The organism is Streptomyces sp. SM18 (assembly GCF_002910775.2).
Lineage (GTDB): Bacteria > Actinomycetota > Actinomycetes > Streptomycetales > Streptomycetaceae > Streptomyces > Streptomyces halstedii.
On the sequence record NZ_CP029342.1, the window covers coordinates 618,946 to 635,538 of the forward strand.

17 protein-coding genes and 1 pseudogene are annotated in these 16,593 nt (G+C 69.3%); 16 read left to right on the plus strand and 2 right to left on the minus strand.

The genetic code is table 11. From position 1 onward, the window contains the following. Positions 1-15: 15 nt before the first annotated feature. The 7 genes from B9S64_RS02605 (at position 16) to B9S64_RS02635 (ending at position 6,408) form a co-directional block, all read left to right on the plus strand. Entirely contained in the window at positions 16-441 is a 426-nt protein-coding gene (locus tag B9S64_RS02605) for a hypothetical protein (RefSeq protein WP_258038047.1), read from the plus strand. 20 nt (positions 442-461) lie between these two features. Continuing rightward, positions 462-1,136, plus strand: coding sequence for an HAD family hydrolase (locus B9S64_RS02610; protein ID WP_258038048.1), 675 nt, complete (start codon positions 462-464; stop codon positions 1,134-1,136). After that, a complete protein-coding gene (locus B9S64_RS02615) occupies positions 1,133-1,912 on the plus strand; it encodes a class I SAM-dependent methyltransferase (RefSeq protein WP_030817308.1) in 780 nt (259 codons plus the stop codon). The genes B9S64_RS02610 and B9S64_RS02615 overlap by 4 nt, the downstream gene beginning before the upstream one ends. Positions 1,913-1,986: 74 nt before the next feature. Continuing rightward, on the plus strand, positions 1,987-2,757 hold the full coding sequence (locus B9S64_RS02620; RefSeq protein ID WP_103493609.1) for a phytanoyl-CoA dioxygenase family protein: 771 nt from the start codon (positions 1,987-1,989) through the stop codon (positions 2,755-2,757). A gap of 15 nt (positions 2,758-2,772) precedes the next feature. After that, positions 2,773-3,426, plus strand: coding sequence for an L-threonylcarbamoyladenylate synthase (locus B9S64_RS02625; protein ID WP_030817314.1), 654 nt, complete (start codon positions 2,773-2,775; stop codon positions 3,424-3,426). Beyond that, positions 3,416-5,533, plus strand: a complete 2,118-nt coding sequence (locus tag B9S64_RS02630; RefSeq protein WP_103493610.1) for a phosphoketolase — start codon at positions 3,416-3,418, stop codon at positions 5,531-5,533. Before B9S64_RS02625 ends, B9S64_RS02630 begins: the two co-directional genes overlap by 11 nt. Beyond that, positions 5,530-6,408, plus strand: coding sequence for a phytanoyl-CoA dioxygenase family protein (locus B9S64_RS02635; protein ID WP_051730041.1), 879 nt, complete (start codon positions 5,530-5,532; stop codon positions 6,406-6,408). The genes B9S64_RS02630 and B9S64_RS02635 overlap by 4 nt, the downstream gene beginning before the upstream one ends. A 141-nt stretch (positions 6,409-6,549) precedes the next feature. Here B9S64_RS02635 and B9S64_RS02640 read toward each other — a convergent pair whose 3' ends face one another. After that, on the minus strand, positions 6,550-7,167 hold the full coding sequence (locus B9S64_RS02640; RefSeq protein WP_103493611.1) for a HEAT repeat domain-containing protein: 618 nt from the start codon (positions 7,165-7,167) through the stop codon (positions 6,550-6,552). A gap of 226 nt (positions 7,168-7,393) precedes the next feature. Between B9S64_RS02640 and B9S64_RS02645 the strand changes: the two genes are divergently transcribed. The 5 genes from B9S64_RS02645 to B9S64_RS02665 all read left to right on the plus strand — a co-directional run bounded on the left by B9S64_RS02645 (position 7,394) and on the right by B9S64_RS02665 (position 11,637). Further along, complete coding sequence (locus tag B9S64_RS02645) at positions 7,394-7,726, plus strand: DUF6233 domain-containing protein (protein WP_030817323.1); 333 nt, start codon at positions 7,394-7,396, stop codon at positions 7,724-7,726. 26 nt (positions 7,727-7,752) lie between these two features. Continuing rightward, positions 7,753-7,968, plus strand: coding sequence for a hypothetical protein (locus B9S64_RS02650; RefSeq protein ID WP_030817325.1), 216 nt, complete (start codon positions 7,753-7,755; stop codon positions 7,966-7,968). Between the two features lie 303 nt (positions 7,969-8,271). Next, on the plus strand, positions 8,272-9,204 hold the full coding sequence (locus B9S64_RS02655; protein WP_146060185.1) for a hypothetical protein: 933 nt from the start codon (positions 8,272-8,274) through the stop codon (positions 9,202-9,204). A gap of 652 nt (positions 9,205-9,856) precedes the next feature. Then, positions 9,857-10,435, plus strand: coding sequence for a hypothetical protein (locus B9S64_RS02660; protein WP_258038049.1), 579 nt, complete (start codon positions 9,857-9,859; stop codon positions 10,433-10,435). A gap of 11 nt (positions 10,436-10,446) precedes the next feature. After that, positions 10,447-11,637: an MAB_1171c family putative transporter gene (locus B9S64_RS02665; protein ID WP_103493613.1), complete on the plus strand. Its 1,191-nt coding sequence runs from the start codon at positions 10,447-10,449 to the stop codon at positions 11,635-11,637. 72 nt (positions 11,638-11,709) lie between these two features. On the opposite strand, the gene B9S64_RS02670 is transcribed toward B9S64_RS02665, so the two are convergent. Then, positions 11,710-12,561, minus strand: a complete 852-nt coding sequence (locus B9S64_RS02670; protein WP_103493614.1) for a helix-turn-helix transcriptional regulator — start codon at positions 12,559-12,561, stop codon at positions 11,710-11,712. A gap of 659 nt (positions 12,562-13,220) precedes the next feature. On the opposite strand from B9S64_RS02670, the gene B9S64_RS02675 reads away from it, so the two are divergent. The 4 genes and pseudogenes from B9S64_RS02675 to B9S64_RS35470 form a co-directional block, all read left to right on the plus strand. After that, positions 13,221-14,120: a helix-turn-helix domain-containing protein gene (locus B9S64_RS02675; RefSeq protein WP_030817343.1), complete on the plus strand. Its 900-nt coding sequence runs from the start codon at positions 13,221-13,223 to the stop codon at positions 14,118-14,120. A gap of 2 nt (positions 14,121-14,122) precedes the next feature. Next, positions 14,123-14,839: a hypothetical protein gene (locus B9S64_RS02680; protein WP_103493615.1), complete on the plus strand. Its 717-nt coding sequence runs from the start codon at positions 14,123-14,125 to the stop codon at positions 14,837-14,839. A gap of 158 nt (positions 14,840-14,997) precedes the next feature. Beyond that, positions 14,998-15,627: a WhiB family transcriptional regulator gene (locus B9S64_RS02685; protein ID WP_103493616.1), complete on the plus strand. Its 630-nt coding sequence runs from the start codon at positions 14,998-15,000 to the stop codon at positions 15,625-15,627. After that, positions 15,624-16,058 (plus strand): annotated as a pseudogene (locus B9S64_RS35470) (DUF2637 domain-containing protein); the annotation flags it as partial. The gene B9S64_RS02685 and the pseudogene B9S64_RS35470, both read left to right, overlap by 4 nt. Between the last annotated feature and the right edge of the window lie 535 nt (positions 16,059-16,593).

Here is a 16,593-nt window from a genome sequence, read left to right on the forward strand (position 1 = left end):
CACACAGGTGCGTTAATGGTCCGCGGACGACTGGAGCGGCGCGAAGGAACCGTCCTGCTCGTCGTGGACGAGCGGCTGAGCGGACACGACACTTTCCTGTCGACAACTCTTCGCCTCGACCAGCCGGTGCGCCTGCCCGACCTCCCTGTCCGGATCCTTACATTCGACGACGTCACCGTCCTGGCACCCCTCGTCTCCGTCCTGCCCCAGTCGCAGGACGGCGAGGAGTGGGGCGGTACCTTGCTGATCCCGCACGGCACCCGCCCGCCAGCGATCCCCGACGACCTCGCCCAGGCCGCTGCCAAGGCCGGGGTCGACACCAGCAGCTGGTCGCCGGCCGAAGCCCGCCACCTGCTGACCTTCCTTAGCGAAGCTGGTTCCGGGCCAGTGCGCACCGAGCGGATCGGCCTGATCATCGCGGCTCTGGCGGGTCTGTCGTGAACGCAAGTGGGGTGCGGCTGGTGAGCCTCGATGTCGGATACACCCTGGGCGAGCCGTCAGGGACAACGCTGACGCAGCGCCTGGTGGAGCTGTCCCCGCTCCCGGCCCGTGAGGCGAAGCAGGTCGCCCAGCGGATCCTGCACGCCCTGGACCCGCGCCGTGATGCGGCGGGGCCGCAGACGGTGTGCGCCGCTCTGGGTCTCGCGCCGTCTGCCTTCCCCCACGACCACCACCCCCCTCACTTCACTCTGTGGCCCGGCGCGGTGGTGGCGGTGGCACGAATCGCCCGCATCGTGCCAGTGGTCACCCTGTCGAACGTGAGCCACTGGGACGAGCGGGAGACCGACGTCGCCGCCCTTCTCGCCCCCCACCTCCGGGCCCACCACCCCTCGTGGCAGCTCGGGTTCACCAAGCCCGACCCACGCGCTGTGCAGACTGTTGCCTCGCTGCACGACCGTGATCCCGCGGAGGTGCTGCACGTAGGCGACAGCCTCGACTACGACGTGCGCGGCGCCCTCGCCGCCGGAGCCCAAGCTCTGTGGATCACCCCGCGCCCGCCGTCGGCCGAAGCCCTCCGGCTGCTGGCCGAGCACCCCGGGCGGGTCACGGTCGTGCCCGACCTCGCCCGCGCGGTCGGGCACATCGAGCAAACCGTCCTTCCGTCACCCCACACGATCAGGAGCACCACCCCGTGAGCCAGTTCGACACCACCGCCCCGTTCTACGCCGCCTACCGGCCCGGCATCCCGAAGGATGCCGTCGAGCTGCTCGCGCGGCGGGTGGCCGGCAAGGGGCACCCGGTCCTGCTCGACCTCGGGTCCGGCACCGGACAGGTCCCCCTCGCCCTGGCCGGGACGGTGACAGAGATCGACGTCGTCGAGCAGGACGCCGGCATGCTCGCCGAGGCAGACAAGGCGCTCGCCGGGCTGCCGGTCACCGTCCGCCTGCACAACGCCTCGGCCGAGCAGTTCACCCCGCGCTCCTCCACCCGGGCCGATCTCGTCACGGTCTGCCGCGCGTTCCACTGGATGGACCAGGAGGTGGTGTTGTCGCGTCTGGAGGGCATGACCGCGCCGGACGCGACCGTCGCGGTCATGGGCGACGGCAGCCTGTGGACCGCACGCACCGAGTGGACCGACGCCCTGCGGGACCTGATCCAGGAGTACCTGGGCGAGAAGCGTCGAGCCGGAGTGGGCAAGAAGTACGAGGCGCACGACCGGCCATACAGCGAGATCCTCGCCGAGTCCGCCTTCGGCCAGGTCGAGGAGCACACCATCGCCGTCGAGCGAGAGTGGACCACCGACACCGTGATCGGCTACCTGTACTCGACTTCCTTCGCCGCCCGGCCGCTGTTCGGCGAGCGAGTCGAGGACTTCGAGCGCCGTGCCCGAGCTCTGCTCGACAAGCACACCGCCGCAGGCGGGCTGATCGAGCACGCCTCCTTCCAGGTCGTCCTCGGCCAGCGCGGCTAACCCGCTCCTCCCTCTACGCCGGGGCGGCCCACTCCCCGCCCCGGCTGTCCCGTCCCTCCGGAAGGAGAACCACCATGCCCCGACCTCAGACGTGGAGCGACTACGAGCGGCGCCGGTTCCTCGACGACGGCGTCCTCATACGCCGTGGCCTGGTCCACGGCGAAGTCCTGTCCCGGGCCCGTGACCTCGTCAGCGACTGGTTAGCCGAGGCGTACGACCCCGCGCGGCTCACCGCCTACACCGAACGCAGCTTCGCCCCCGAGCTGGAGGAGCACCCCGGCCTCCTCGCCGTCTACCAGCACAGCGGCCTGGCGGAGCTGGCCGGAGATCTTCTGCGGCCTGCGAGGACCGCCCCGGTCACGCGGGCGCAGATCCAGATCCGGCTTCCGCACGGCGCGCAGCAGCCGGTGAAGCGGATGCACGTCGATGGCGTCTCCTGCCCCCACCTGGAACCCCGCGACCTGCGCACGTTCACCTTCATCGTCGGCGTCGTCCTGGACGGCAGCGCCACTGCGGACGCGGGCGCTCTGCACTACGTGCCCGGCGGGCACCACCAGATGGCCCGGTTTTTCGCCACGGACTGGGCTCTGGGTCAGCCGGCCCAGACCCCCGACGACATCGACGCCCAGGACGGCACCGCCTTCACGGCCGAGCCCGGCGACGTGGTCGTCATGCACCACCTCGTCCCGCACCGGGTCGGCATCAACACCAGCAGCACCCCGAGGGTGATGGCGTACTTCCGCGTCCACCACGCCCAGCACACCGACCTTGCCCTGCGTGCCCTGTCGGACCCGTGGCTGGAGTACCCGGCGCTCGCCGACCTCACCCGCCCCGGCACCGCGTGAGAAAGGGAGAGCGCCGTGGACGTCCTCATGCTCGACCAGCTCCCCGACGCTGCCCGGCTCCTGGCCGCCGGGCAGATGGTTGCCGTACCCACCTCGCGCTGGTACATGCTGTGTGCCCGCGCCGCCGACCCCGCCGCCACGAACGCGATCTCCCGCGCCAAGCAGCGCCCGAGCACCAAGCCGCTGCTGCTCCTGCTCGACTCCCCGGCCACAGCCGAGGCCCTGTTCGACCTGAGCAATGACGCCTGCCTGCTGGTCGACGGTCTGTGGCCGGGAGACCTCGCGCTGCGCCTTCCGTGGAAGCCGGGCATCGAGACCATCGCGGTGACCGGGTCCCCGGCACTCGTCGGATGTCCGGACGGGTACCTGGGCCGCCTCGTCGCCCTGGTCGGCGAACCACTGGCCGCCGCCGTGTGCAGCATCTCCACTCCCGCCGCCGGCGAGACGGACCACCCGGCGCTCAGCGCCGCCCAGGTCACGGCCTTCGACCGGGTCACCGGGGCCGGGATCGCTGCGGTCGTCGACGGCGGGATCTGCCCGCACGGCCGGCACATGACCATCGTCGACTGCCCCGCGGGCACCGCAGCCCGCCTGGAGCGGGAAGGCACCGTCCACGCCCGCGCTGTCGAAGCCGCCCTCACTCCGGCCGGAGGATCACATGTGGGCTGACCTCGCCCGCCGTTCGAACCGCCTGGTGCCCGACGTGTCAGTGGCCGCCGTCGCCGACGCCCTCGACTACCTCTGTCTCGCCCAGCTCTACCTACGCGACAACCCGCTCCTAGCCCGGCCCCTGGCCCCGGCCGACATCAAACCGCGACCGGCCGGCCACTGGGGGGTGTGCCCACCCGTCAACCGGATGCTCGCCACCCTGGGCCCGCTCCAGGCGGCCGTCCCCGATGGCTACGAGCTGCACGTCCTGCACGGCGCCGGTCACGCCGGTCCCTCCGCCCTCGCCCACGCCTACCTCACCGGCCGGCTCGGCCGCGTCCATCCCGATCTGTCCCAAGGCGAGGCCGGGCTAGGCGAACTCGTCGCGGCCTTCCCCCGGGCCGACATCGGTGGGGAGATCACCCCGATGATCCCCGGCCACCTGCACACCGGAGGTCAGCTCGGGCCCGCCCTCGCGATCGGGCAGGGCACCGTCCTCGACGCCGCCCACCGGCTGTCGGTGGTCCTGATCGGCGACGGAGAGTGCGAGACCGGAACGACCGCCGCCTCCTGGCTCGCCACCCGCGCCCTGCACGGTACGGGCGACCACGGCACCGTCCTTCCCGTCGTCCTGCTCAACAGGATGCGCATGGGCGGGCCGAGTCTACTGTCCACCCTGAGCCGCACCGAACTCACCGCCTATTTCACCGGCCTCGGCCACCGGCCCGTCTACAGCGACGGCCTCGACATCGGCCAGCTCCGCCAGGCAGTGACCGAAGCCCTCGGCGCTGCCCAGCCCCTGGGCATTCCAGGGCCCTCCAGCGTCCTTGTGCTCACCCTGGTCAAGGGCCACGGCGCCCCCGCCCACCTCGCCGGTACCCAGGCGGTCCACAAGACGCCGCTGCGCGACCCGGCCGAAGTGCCCGCCGAGTTCGACGCGCTCGCCGACTGGCTGGCCTCCTACCAGCCCGCCCAGCTCCTGACCCCCAGCGGTCGGCCCCGGCCGCACCTGCTGCCCGCGCTCCCCCTACCCCGGCCCGAACCCGCCGGCGTCCCGGCGCCGCGCGGGTGCGTCGCCGCCTCCACCCAGGTCGCCGCCCAGGCCGCCGGGCGCCCGTTCGCGCAGGTAGTCCCCGAGGTACTGCGAGCCCGCGCCGAGCAGGGAGCGTTCCGCTTGTTCAGCCCCGACGAGCTGGCCTCCAACCGCCTCGACCTCACCGACGAACACGGACGCCCGGCGCCGTGGGCGGTGGAAGTCCTCAACGAGGAGCTGTGCCACGCCTGGGCCCAGGGCTACACGGAGACCGGCCGGCACGCGCTCGTCGCCACCTACGAGGCGTTCGCGCCAATCACCCTCAGCCTCATCCAGCAGCAGCTCAAGCACCGGGCGGTGCGCCAGCACGCCGGGCTCGCCCCGCTGCCCAGCCTGGTCTACTTCCTGACCAGCCTGGGCTGGCACAACACCCTCACCCACCAGAACCCCAGCCTCACCACGGCACTTCTGGCCAGCGGCGACCCCACGCTCCACGTCCTCACCCCCGCCGACCCCGCGCGTACCGCCGCCAGCCTCACCTTCGCCCTGCGCAAGCTCGACCGGTGCACGATCGTCGTCGCCGGCAAGCACACTGCCGTCCAGCACCCGCTGGAGACCGTCGAAGAGGAATTGCGGCACGGGATCGCGATCTGGCCTCACCTGACCCACCCCGGCGGCGGCGAGCCCGACCTGATCCTCGCCTCCGCCGGCGACCTGCCCGCCGAGGCCCTGACCACCCTCGCCCGGCGACTGCGCGCCGACCGCCCCGGCCTGCGCCTTCGGTACGTCCATGTCCACGACCTCACGGCCCTAGCCGAAGACGGCACCCGCCCCCTGGCCCTCGCCCCGGACGCGTTCGCCCTGCATTTCGGCACCCGAGCGCCGATCGTCCTGGCCACCAGCGGGCACTCCGCCGACATCCACGTTCTCCTCGGCCGCCGCCACCCCGGCCCCCGGCTCACCGTCCTCGGCTACCGCGACCCCGGCCGTCCCGTCTCCCAGGAACACCTCCGCCGACTCTGTGGCCTCGACGACGCCGGCCTGTGGCAGCTCTCCACCACCCTCGCCGACACCCTGAAGGAGATACCGGTATGAGCACCCCGCTCCCGCCTGTCGCCCCGGACGCCGACACCACCGACGCCTTCGAGCGCGACGGGTACGCGATCATCCGCAATGCGATTACCCCGGATCTACGCGACCGGCTCCTGACCGCAGCCGAGAAGCTGCTGACCAGCGACATCACCCAGGGCCGTGACCAAGGAGGGGACGGCAAGCGCGGATTCCGCGGATGCCTCAACCTGGACCCCGCCTTCCTCCCGCTCCTCGCCAACCCGAACGTCCTGCCCACTGTTGTCCAGCTCCTCAGTCCGAACATCCACCTGCTGTCCGCCCACCTCATCGCCCTGCCCAGCGGCCCGCCCCGCACCATCCGCATCCCCGAGCGCCACGGCTGGCACCGCGACATGTACGGCGTCACCGCGGACCTCGGCTTCCCGAGCACCCCCCGGATGGCAATCAAGGCCGCCCACTACCTCACCCCCATCACCCCTGACTGCGGCCTGACCATGTTCCTTCCCGGCAGCCACCGCCTCACCGAAGAGCCCGTCGTCCCCGCCGGCGCCATCGACCCGCCCGGCGCCATCACCCCCGACATCACCGGCACCGACGCGGTCCTCTTCGAGAACCGGACCTGGCACACCGGAGGGATCAACCTCTCCGGTCTGCCCCGCATCGCTCTGATGCTCCAGTACGGATACCGCTGGCTCCACCCCGTCGACGACCCCGCGACCGACCTCCGGAAGGACCCTGCCCTCGCCCCGATCGAGCAGCAGCTCTTGGGCCTGCCCGACCGCCACCTGGACGGATCTCTTGCCAAGGGCAGGGGAGCCGCCCCCATCCGCTCCTGGTGGGAGAGCGCGCCATGGACTCCCAGGTCGGCCCAGCGCTGCTACGTCGAGCGTTCGAGGTAATAATCTGCGTCGACCTCTCCGATCCCCTTTGCGGGGCACGCCCTTCGACGTCACCCGTCTACGGCACGCGTGTCCTCTGACAGGTGATCTTGCCCGATTGACAGGTGAGTGTGACCGCCGGTTTGTCTCCCTGGCGGTTCTCTACAAGGGCGAGTAGGTCCGGTACTTCCCCTGCAGGGAGGAAGCCGCCGCGTCGGCCACGTCAGCGCGGGGACCGGCTGCGCATCCCCGGAGGAACTCCGTGACGCGGGGGCCCGGCCATCCTGCCGCGGCGGCAGCGGCCCAGAAGCGGAGGCCGTCGTGGGCGTCCAGAGGATCGAGGAAGTCGAGGACGTGGTCGATCGTGGCCGCGTCCAGGACGAGTCGCTGCATGGCGACGGCGCGCAGGGCGCCGTCTGCGAGCATCGGGGTGCCGGCCTCCAGGCACCAGCGCAGGGAGCGGGCCGCTTCGTCCGGTGTGCTCAACCGGACGACGGTGTCGCCGAGCGCCGTGTACACCATGGTCGCCTCGAAGGGCCGCTGGGCGAGTTCCCGGATCAGTCCGAGGGCGGGCCGGTGGCCGCACGCCCCAAGGGCCATGACCAGCTGGTACTGGGTCTCCCACGTGCGGATGTCGCTGACCTCCCGCCGGAGTGCCTCCAGCAGCGACGGGCCCGCGGCGGGATCGGCAAGCCGCCGCAGGCGCAGGGCAGCGGAACGCCGCTTGGGTGAAAGCCGATGGCCGAGCTGCCCCGCGGCTTCGTCCAAGGTCAGTGCCATCTTGAATCCCGTCCGGTCGATTCCGTGCCTGCGAAGCCTAGGCGTTCGCGCCGACAGGGCGGTTCGCGGTTTCACAGCGCCGAGCGGCCCTGCCACCGGTCAAGATCGCGTGGCAGAAACCCCCCGTCCGTCAAGATCACCTGTCAATCGGTCAAGGTCACCTGTCAGAGGTCAACGCGCGCCTTCGACTCCAACAGCCGCGCCACCACCCCGTAAACTCGAACACGTGTCCGAAGATACCTCGCGCCTCGACCTGCTCCGCTTCCTGGAACGCATCCAGGAGCGGGACCTCGCACGCACCCGCCAATGGATCATCGAGGAACAGCAGCGCTTGGCCGAGATCGCCGCCCGCCAGCCACCGCCCCCGCCGCCGGACTGGCTCGTCGAGCAGGGCATCGGTGTGGGCAGACCGATCGTGGCCGTACACCAAGGCGGGTGTCGCATGGCCGGGAAGCGCACCGCACCCATCCCCCGTGGTGAGGCGCTGCGCCTGCTCGGCGAGGACACCGGGCGGGCGTGTCAGCAATGTCGGCCGGACACGGAGCTCGGGGTGCTGTGACTGCGAGCCCGGTGCACGCTGGGGAGATGGAGCAGCACCCGCCGATCGTCGTGCACCGGCCGTCACCCACGGGCGGGCGGCGGGTGACCGCGCGCGGGCAAATCCTCGGCCTTGCACACTCGGACCACGATTTGGTGGTCTTCCTCGCCGATGCCGGGCTCCAGGACCCGGACATGCTGCTCGATAACCCGGCCTGGGTGGAGTGGCGGGGCGGTCGGGCTCACGAGTGGGGCGCGGCATGACGCCCTTCCCTAAGCGCCGAGTGCGCCACGTCTACCTGACCGACACCAAGATCACCGAACCGGTACCCCGAAAGCAATCATCGCGAAGCCTGGGACGCGGACGGGCCTTCCCGGTCACAGCGTCAGCGGCCCGGCGCTGCCGAATGCAGCGAAAAGCTCGCGACATCGGGATGCCGTACATCCAGGGGCCTGGGCAAGACGATCACTCTTTTGCGGGTTAAGCAGGGCGGGGAGGCCATCCGTCCGAGCGCGGTGCCGCTACACATAATGCCACCCGGTGATCATCCCGTACATTATATGAACATGGAGAGAGTGCACCGAACCCCCATAGGGGAAATAGCTGAGAAGCTGTATCAGCAGCCGGCGGCGGCTGACTACGAGAAGGCCCCGATCCTGCTGGAAGAGCCGTCCAGCACCCCGTTGTCGGCCGAGAATCGCGCCAGTCGGGTTCGGGCAGCACTGAACGCCATCGAAGATCGACTGGGCCCTGCCACCCAATACGGGGGCAGCGGCAGAGGCCCCAGCGTCCGCTGGAAGTCTGCGAACGGAACTCTCGTTTTGGATCAAGGTTCGGGCGGGCTGCAACTCTCCATCCACATAAGCGACGAACTTGACCGCCGAGAGGTCACGATCTTCCGCCAGGGAGTGGGCACATCCCCCCACCAGGTAGCGACATACGATGATCTCCCTTACCTGTGGCAGCTGAACCGCACCGAATCGGGCGCAGCCGAAATTTCGGCTGCGCAGACCCCTCCCGCATCCGACTGGCCGCTGCTGGAGCAATCCGTGAGATCGCTACTGGCGGCCCTGTCAGATCAGCTGCCGGCCCAGCTCGGCGCGGCCGGGGTGGGGTTCAACTTCGTCAATCACGCCGATGGAGACCGCACCCTCGGCGTCTTGTGCAGCCCAGACGACGAGCTGATGGCCCTCCTCGACACAACCGACTCGCCGGACCAAGGGAGCCCAGGTCACGCCGAGTACGAGAGTGGCATGCTGAGTCGCGGCTGGCACTCCTGGATCCCAGTGGCCCGGTGGTGGGAGGCGAGCTTTCCTCTCGGGGTTGAGGGCGCCTCGGCGTTGGCCGCGCTCGTCGTCGGCGAGCTGCGGCACCGCAGTGCTGGACGCCCTATCAATCTCGGCTTGTCGGATCTCAGCGTGAACGAGGTCTTGGACGCGGGCGGCCTGGGTCCGGAACTTGGTCAGCTATTTTTGCCAGGTCTGGGCATCAACTACTGAGCAGCAGCCCGGGGGCCGTCGCATTTGTTCGGGAGGTGACGGCAGGTCAACCAATGGGCTCCGAGGCGCGTTTGAATGCATGTGCGGGTCGATACCCGGCATCACACTCCGGCCGGCCGCTCCTTAGCTCGGTGATGCACTGTCAGGTTCATTAGCAGCCAAGGAGCTTCGTTTACTCGTAACTGCGGCACCGCTCAAACCGTAGAGATAGAGGGCACCTTACGATTACGACCTGAGTAAGCCTTCAGTGTGAGCCTATAGGGAGTCGCAGGTCCTGAATCCATGAAGCTCAGGAACGAAACTCACCAACCAGACCATTCGGTCACGGCGCTCCCCGAGTTCTGAAACTCTGTGATTCACGCCACATGAAAGCAACTCGGACCTGGCGATCTCCCCCCGTAGGCGAGATCACCGCGGGGCACGCGGTGACCTAAATCCCCCGCTACCAATCAGAGTTAGGCGCACGCAGTGATCCCTCGCCATGTCCGGGTAAATCTATGTCGAGGCATGCACCCGACAAACGGACGCCTAGCAGCCCGCTTAAGGTCATCGCACGGGGAGGCCCGTCTTCCCGATGACTCGCCTCTCGCTCGCAGCAAGGTGCCCCTCGCGCCGGACTGCGTGGCGAAAGGCCACCCAGGAAGGGGCTGTAATGGTTTCGTCGCGCGCGCTGTTCTCGGGCAGCGAGATGCGCAAGTTGCGACGGCACTGCGAAGCGAAGCTCCGTGACTTGCCCCTCCCAAGTGATGCCTTCGGCGTGGGTCCCCTGGTGGCAAACATGGAGGCTGCCACCGGCCGCAGGATCCGCCTTGTGGAGGTGGACGACGCGGAATCTGATCGTCGCACTGCATGTGGCCTGCGGGTTCGAGGACGAAACGCCACGTACATACTTTTTCGGCGACGCCCGACCCCCCATCAAACTGAGCACACGATTTTTCACGAGCTCGCCCATGAGTGGCTCGACCACCGCTCCAGCCTCTCCCCCCAAGAGGTTCTTCGCAGCATCCCTGCTGCCGTCTGGGAGCAGATCGTCGCCGATCTAGGGCCGGATGTGGTGATCCAAGCCCGGTCCCGCTACGGCACAGCCGAGGAGAGGGAGGCGGAGCTGTCAGCCAGCCTCATCAAGCTCAAGCTCCAGCGGCGCGCAGAGGTCGGGCAGGACCCGATGAGCCTCTTGGAATCCAGCCTCTCCCATCCCGTGGCGGCGCCGCGCCACGCCCGCACCGCCTGAGGTCGGCACCGATGCTCGATATCTTCACCTACATCGGAGCGACGGTCATGACGGTGATGGCCCTGTGGCGGCTGCCGGCGCTTCGCTACGACGAGCCGGAAAGACGAGCCCTCTGGGCGTGCAGCGCTGGCTTCGCCGCCGCTCTGTGGTGCCGCGTTCCTGCCGTAAAGCGCGCCTTGGACGCACCGATCACTGACCTGTATGTGCTGGTGAAGTACCTCACCTCGATTGTGGCCATCCTCGCTGTGCTGCGGTACATCACGGCGATCTACGGCAAGCCGGCAGGTGCAGCCACACCCCGATACGTGAGGACCTCGCGACGCATCAACCGCATCGCGCACGCCTGCGCACTCAGCGCGGTCGTCACAATGGTCGTGCTCTTCTTCACCGCGGTAGACCGGAGCCGGGCGAGCGTCGAGTTCGCCACCGACCACGCGGGACAGTGGGGCGCCGCCACCTTCATCAGCATCCTGTACGTATACCTGGCCTCTGCCACGGCAACCTGCGCCTTCCAATGGGCTCGCGCCGCTCGCCGTGCGGAAACTCGGCTTCTACGCTCAGGACTCGCGCTGATGGCCCTCGCCACAACCCTGTACACGGTCTACTCGCTGTTCCGGATAGCCACCGTCTGGGCGCCGACGAGCGCCGGCGCTCCGACCATGCGAGTCGTCACCGACAGCAGCAATCTCACGATCGCCCTCCTCTGGGCCGCGGGAGCGAGCATCCCTTCCGCGAAAGCCCTCTCAGCGCGCTGGATGACCTGGCGCGCCCTACAGAGGCTGTACCCGCTGCGGCGTGACCTGATGGACGCCTTCCCTGACATCCCGTTTCAACCGTCGGCATCCCGCCTGCGGGAGCAGACTCGGACCTCCCCGTCGCTCGATCTCAGGCTCGATCGGTGGACACAGGAAATAGCGGACGCGGTCGAGCAACTGCAGCATCACGCAACCCCCACCCTTCTGCACAGAGCAGAGGACATGGCTGCTGAGCACTCGGACCCAGAGCCGGCAGCAGAGGCGTACTGGATCAAGGCCGCCTTGCACAACGCACGTTCGGGCACTCGCTTCCAGCGCCCGGTAAGAGGTCTTCGGGACAAACCTCTCTCGGACAGCCACGCTGAGGCGCACTGGCTCGCTCGCGTACAGTCCGCCTATTCAACCATCTCGAACGAGCAGCTCAAGTCCCTATCCGCCCTGGACTGAGCCCCGAAGAACACCGCTTCAACGACCACGCCGCCCGTTAGCCAGGCCCACGAGGGACTCGAAGGGCATCGGTCAACGCGACTCATCCTCGTCGAGCAGCTTGTTGAGAACGGCCAGGAATGCCGGGGATACGCCTCTCTCGCCGCCTCGCGCAGCGAGCGCCACGTCGTGCTGCGCCGCCAGGAAGCGGATGTCTTCCAGTACGCGCTGCTGCGCCGACTGTCCGTCGTGGAAGACCATGGGCGAGACATCGAAGTACAGGCCGAGCGCCTCGAAGGCGACGGTCCGGGCACCGTCGTCGAAGATGTCCTGTGCACGGGCGCCGCTGAGGAGTGCGTCCACCTGCTCGGCCTTGAGAACCTCCGCACTGACCTTCGAGTTGACTGCGGCGGCCAGTTCCGCAGCCGTGGGGCGGCGTTCAGGGAATGCACCTTGCATGAGCCCGGAGAGCGTGTCGGCCAGCTGCGGGCTGGAGGGTTCAGCTGGCTCTTGCGCAGCTGCGATCTCGCCGAACGATCTGCGTTGGGCCGCCTTCAGCTCCTCGACCGTCACTCCGTAGAGCGCAGCCAGCGCGGGGAGCGACGTCTCATCGAGCTTCCGTACGCCGCGCTCTGCCGCCCCCAGACGGAATCGACTGACGGCTTCGGTCACCTCGGCCGCATGGCTCTGGGAATACCCCGCATCACATCGGAGATCGACCAGGTCGGGATCTCCATTTCGCGGGAACAGGGTGTCGATGTCTACGCCCAGCGCCCGTGCGATAGCCGGCAGCTTCTCGGCAGGCGGGATCGACTTGCCACTCTCCCAGCGGGCTACAGGCTCGTGTGACCCCACGCCGGCCTCCCGACCAAGCACTTTTTGGTGCATGTCGACTGCCCGCCGCCTGGCTCTGAGGCGTCGGCCGTCGAATCGGCGCGGAGGCATCGATTGCTCCAAAGGTGCAGGTAGCGGGGTAGAGGGGCGGCTTCATCGGGCCCTTGCAACAACAATCTACATGAAGTAGGTTCTCGTCGCACGGACTCCTGCGACCCGGAACCGGAGTTCGATCATCCGTTTGTGATCACGCTGCACTCCGCCGTGTGCTCCGTGTCGATGGCCCCTGCCTCGGAGAGTTCGTCATGATCCATTGCCTCGCTCCAGCAGCCTGGCAACTTCTACAGGGTTTAAGAACCATCTATGGACCTTGACGCGGAGCCGCGCGTATGTTCGTCGTCCCCCGCAGGGCAGACCCCCTGCACAGACGAGCACAGGAGCGTTGACGTGCACAAACTCCGGTCCTCATAGGTCCTGAACACAGCGACGGCGTCCGAGAGCTGCAACTCCCGGACGCCGGACGCCTAACGGCTGTACCGCCCCTGCAAGGGCGGAGATCGCCACCATCACCACGCTGATCCCTTCCACGGGGCGTCTCAGCGTGGCAATACCAGAGGAGATTCTTACATGCGCTCCGCCCTGCGCAAAAGGCCCTTCCGCTTGGCATGCGCGGCAGCCATATCCGCCTCGACGCCTCCGCGCTCCGAGCCGGACGACACCTCGACAGCCCCGGCAAGCCACCGGCACCGCTCCATCTCCAGGAGTGGCCGATGAGCAGCGAAGCCCGCGAGTGGGTCTGGGAACACAGCTCAAGCCGGGGGGCCGCGCGCCTGGTCCTGCTGTCGATCGCCGACCGAGTGGCCGACGACCAGTGTATCTCCTGGGCCTCGCTGTCCAGCTTGGCCAAACGCACCCGCGCCTCGGTCTCCACGGTGCGCGATGCCATCGAGCGCCTGATCCTCGCCGACGAGCTGGAACAGCTCGACGATCTCGTCGGCCCGCAGCGCAGCACCGTCTACCGCCTGCCCCTCGCGGCCGAGGCCGCAATACAGGCACGGCGAGAGCAGCAGGAGGACGGCGGCGAAGCGGTGGTGTCCGACGAGCCCGCCGCGCCGGCGAAGCTCCGCCTCTCCGCCCTCCGGCGGTACGGAATCCGTCTGCGTGAGGTGCCGGATTCCCCCGCGAGGGTCCGGAATCCGGCAGTACCGGAAACCGGCAGGTCGCGACGGAAACCGGCACCCCGTCGTACCGGCTACCGGCACAGCGATGTACCGGCTACCGGCACACAGAACCGTAGTGAACCTGATTTGAACCGGAGGTACAGCAGTAGTGGTGCTGCCGTCACCTCGGCTGCCGAGTGGCAGGTCGACCCCGCCACCCACACCTGGACCCGCCAGCAGGGACACCTCGACCGCCTCGGCGAGCAGGGCCTCCAAGTCGCCGACGCGAAATGGCGTGCCCACCGAACCGGCTACAAGCCGAGATCGGCAGACGCCTGGGCCGCCGACTGGCGGTCCTGGATCGCCCGAGAGCACGCCCCTGGCCGCCCGAACCTCCACGCCATGGCCGGCAGCAAGGCCAGCGCCGCGCCGGGCGGGATGACGCGGGCCGAGGCACACACCGCCGCCCTTCTCGCCGCCCTCGACGAGCCGACCGGAACGGAGGGCTGACCATGGAACGCCGCGAAACCGCCGCCCTGCTGGCCTACATCGGCCGACTCGACCCCCGCACCATCCGCACCGACCAAGGCGAAGCACGCGACCAGCTCGACCAGTGGCACGAGCTGCTCGGCGACGACAACGACGACGTGCCGATGATCACCCGGCACGGCTGGGACGCCCGCATCGCCGCGCGTCAGCACATCCGCACCTCGCCGTACCAGATCCTGCCCGCGGACATCGTCCGTCCCTGGGAAAGCTACCGGCGCAGCCGGCTGGCCCGGCACTCCGACCCCACGCCGTCCGTCGACCCGGACGACCAAGCCGCCTGGACCGCCGAACTGATCGGCACCCGACGCGCCGTCGCAGCCGGCACCGAGCAGCCCGCCCAGGCCCGGGCGATCACTACCGGTCGCCACGCGGTCAACCGGAAGCTGGAGGCGAGGCTCCGGGAGATCGGCTCCTGCATACCGCCCGCCGCCCGAGCTGCCCTCGCGCCTTACCGGCCCTCCCGAGCGGCACGAGAGGCAGCCGTCGCGCAGGGTCTGCCAGACGCCCTGAGTGTCCGGTGCGCGTGGTGCCTGGCCCAGCCGGGCGAACCGTGCCGCCGGCGGAGGATCGGCCCCGACGGCGGTGCCCGTGGCATCGCCCCGTGCTCAACGCACCCCAGCCGTCTCGACCTCGCCACCGCCCAGCAGGCCGAGCAGGTCCAGCAGCCCGCCGTGGCCTGACCTGCGCGCAGGCCAGCATCCCGTCCGGTGCACCGCCCTCCCCACACCACCGTCCCGCCCCGGCTGCGGCGCACGCTCTCGCGCCGCGGCCGGCCCCTGACGCCGCGTCCGCCCCCGACGACTCCTGCGGCCGACGCGGCAGCACATCGGAGATCCTCTTGCGCCACATCACCGCCCACGACGCGCCGGCCACCGGCCTGCGCGGCCTCGGAGACACCAGCTGGCACACCCGTGGAGCCTGCTATGGCCTGGACGTCGAGGACGCCGAGGCGGTCTTCTTCCCCGGCCCCCGGGACCACGAAGAGATCGCGGAGGCAAAGGAACTGTGCGGCTGGTGCCCCGTACGCCGCGACTGCCTCGACTTCGCCCTGGAACACAGCCTCAAGGACGGCGTCTGGGGCGGTCTCACCGAGGCCGAGCGGCGTCCCCTGCACGACGGTCTGGCCCAGCGCCTCGACTACCGAAGAGTGACGGCCTTCTTCCGGGGACGCGACGTTCATCTCACCGAGACCGAGCGGCAGGTCGTCATCGACCACGCCTACGTACGTGGCTGGACTCCGTACCGGCTCGCCGCCGCCCTACAGATCAGCCGCAAGCACGCCCGTGACCTGCTCCGACTGTCCGCCAACAAGGTCCTGGACCGCGACCGCACCTACGGCGTGCCACGGTCCAAGAAGAAGCGCAAGAAGATCGCTGCGACCACGGCTGCGCCCGCGCCCATCAAGCCCGGCACTCGTCCTGCGGCACCGCCGGCCTCGGCGTCCGCCCCTCTTGGAAAGGCCGCATGACCTCCCCCTCTACACACCCCGCCGTCGCGCCCATCGGGTTGTGGGACCGGCTCGCCATCGTGGTCCTCGGCCTCGCCGGATGCGCCCTGAGCTACGACGCACTGCAGCAGATGGCCGTCGCGATCCACATCCGCGGATACCTGACCTATCTCTTCCCCCTCGTGGTCGATGGCTTCATCGCCTACGGGGTACGCGCCCTCCTGGTCCTCTCCGAGGCTCCGCTGCGTGCCCGGCTCTATGTCTGGATGCTCTTCGGTACGGCCACCGCGGCAAGCATCTGGGCCAACTCCCTGCACGCGGTCCGCCTCAACCAGCAGACCGCTCACACCACCGGCCTGCGCCTGGGCGACACAGTCGTCGCCATCCTGTCCACCCTCGCCCCGCTCGCCCTGGCCGGCGCGGTCCACCTGTACATCCTCATCACCCGCCACCGCCCGGGCACCGGATACACGGGGGCAACTGCAGCGGCGGAATCCGGAGAACAGAGCACGGACCAAGGGCCCGCCTCCGCCCCACCGGCGGACTGGACCCGCCCTTCGGACCGTCCAGGAGGCGGTGCGGACCACGGGCGCGGACCAGCACCGGAGGGTGGTCCAGCGAGCGTGGACCACTCCGACCCGCCCGGTCAGGGCCCCCTATGGACCACGGACCATGACACCGGGTCCGTCCCGGCGGACCACGAGGATCCGGCTGGGGACCACCGGAGCGACTCGGCCTCGGAGCAGGCAGCCAGCCAGGACGCGGCGGCTGCGGACCAAAAGACCGGTGATGGTCCGCACGGCATCGAAAACTATGGGCGGACCGGGAAAACCCCAGGTCAATCCACTCATAGCTCCCATGGCCCGGTGGAGCACGACCGAGCGGACCATGGGCGTGGACCGGCCCAGGATCTTGACCCGACGCGCACGGACCAGGTTGCCCCGGCAGACCAGATGCCGGACCGCGAGCACTCTCGGACCGCGGTCC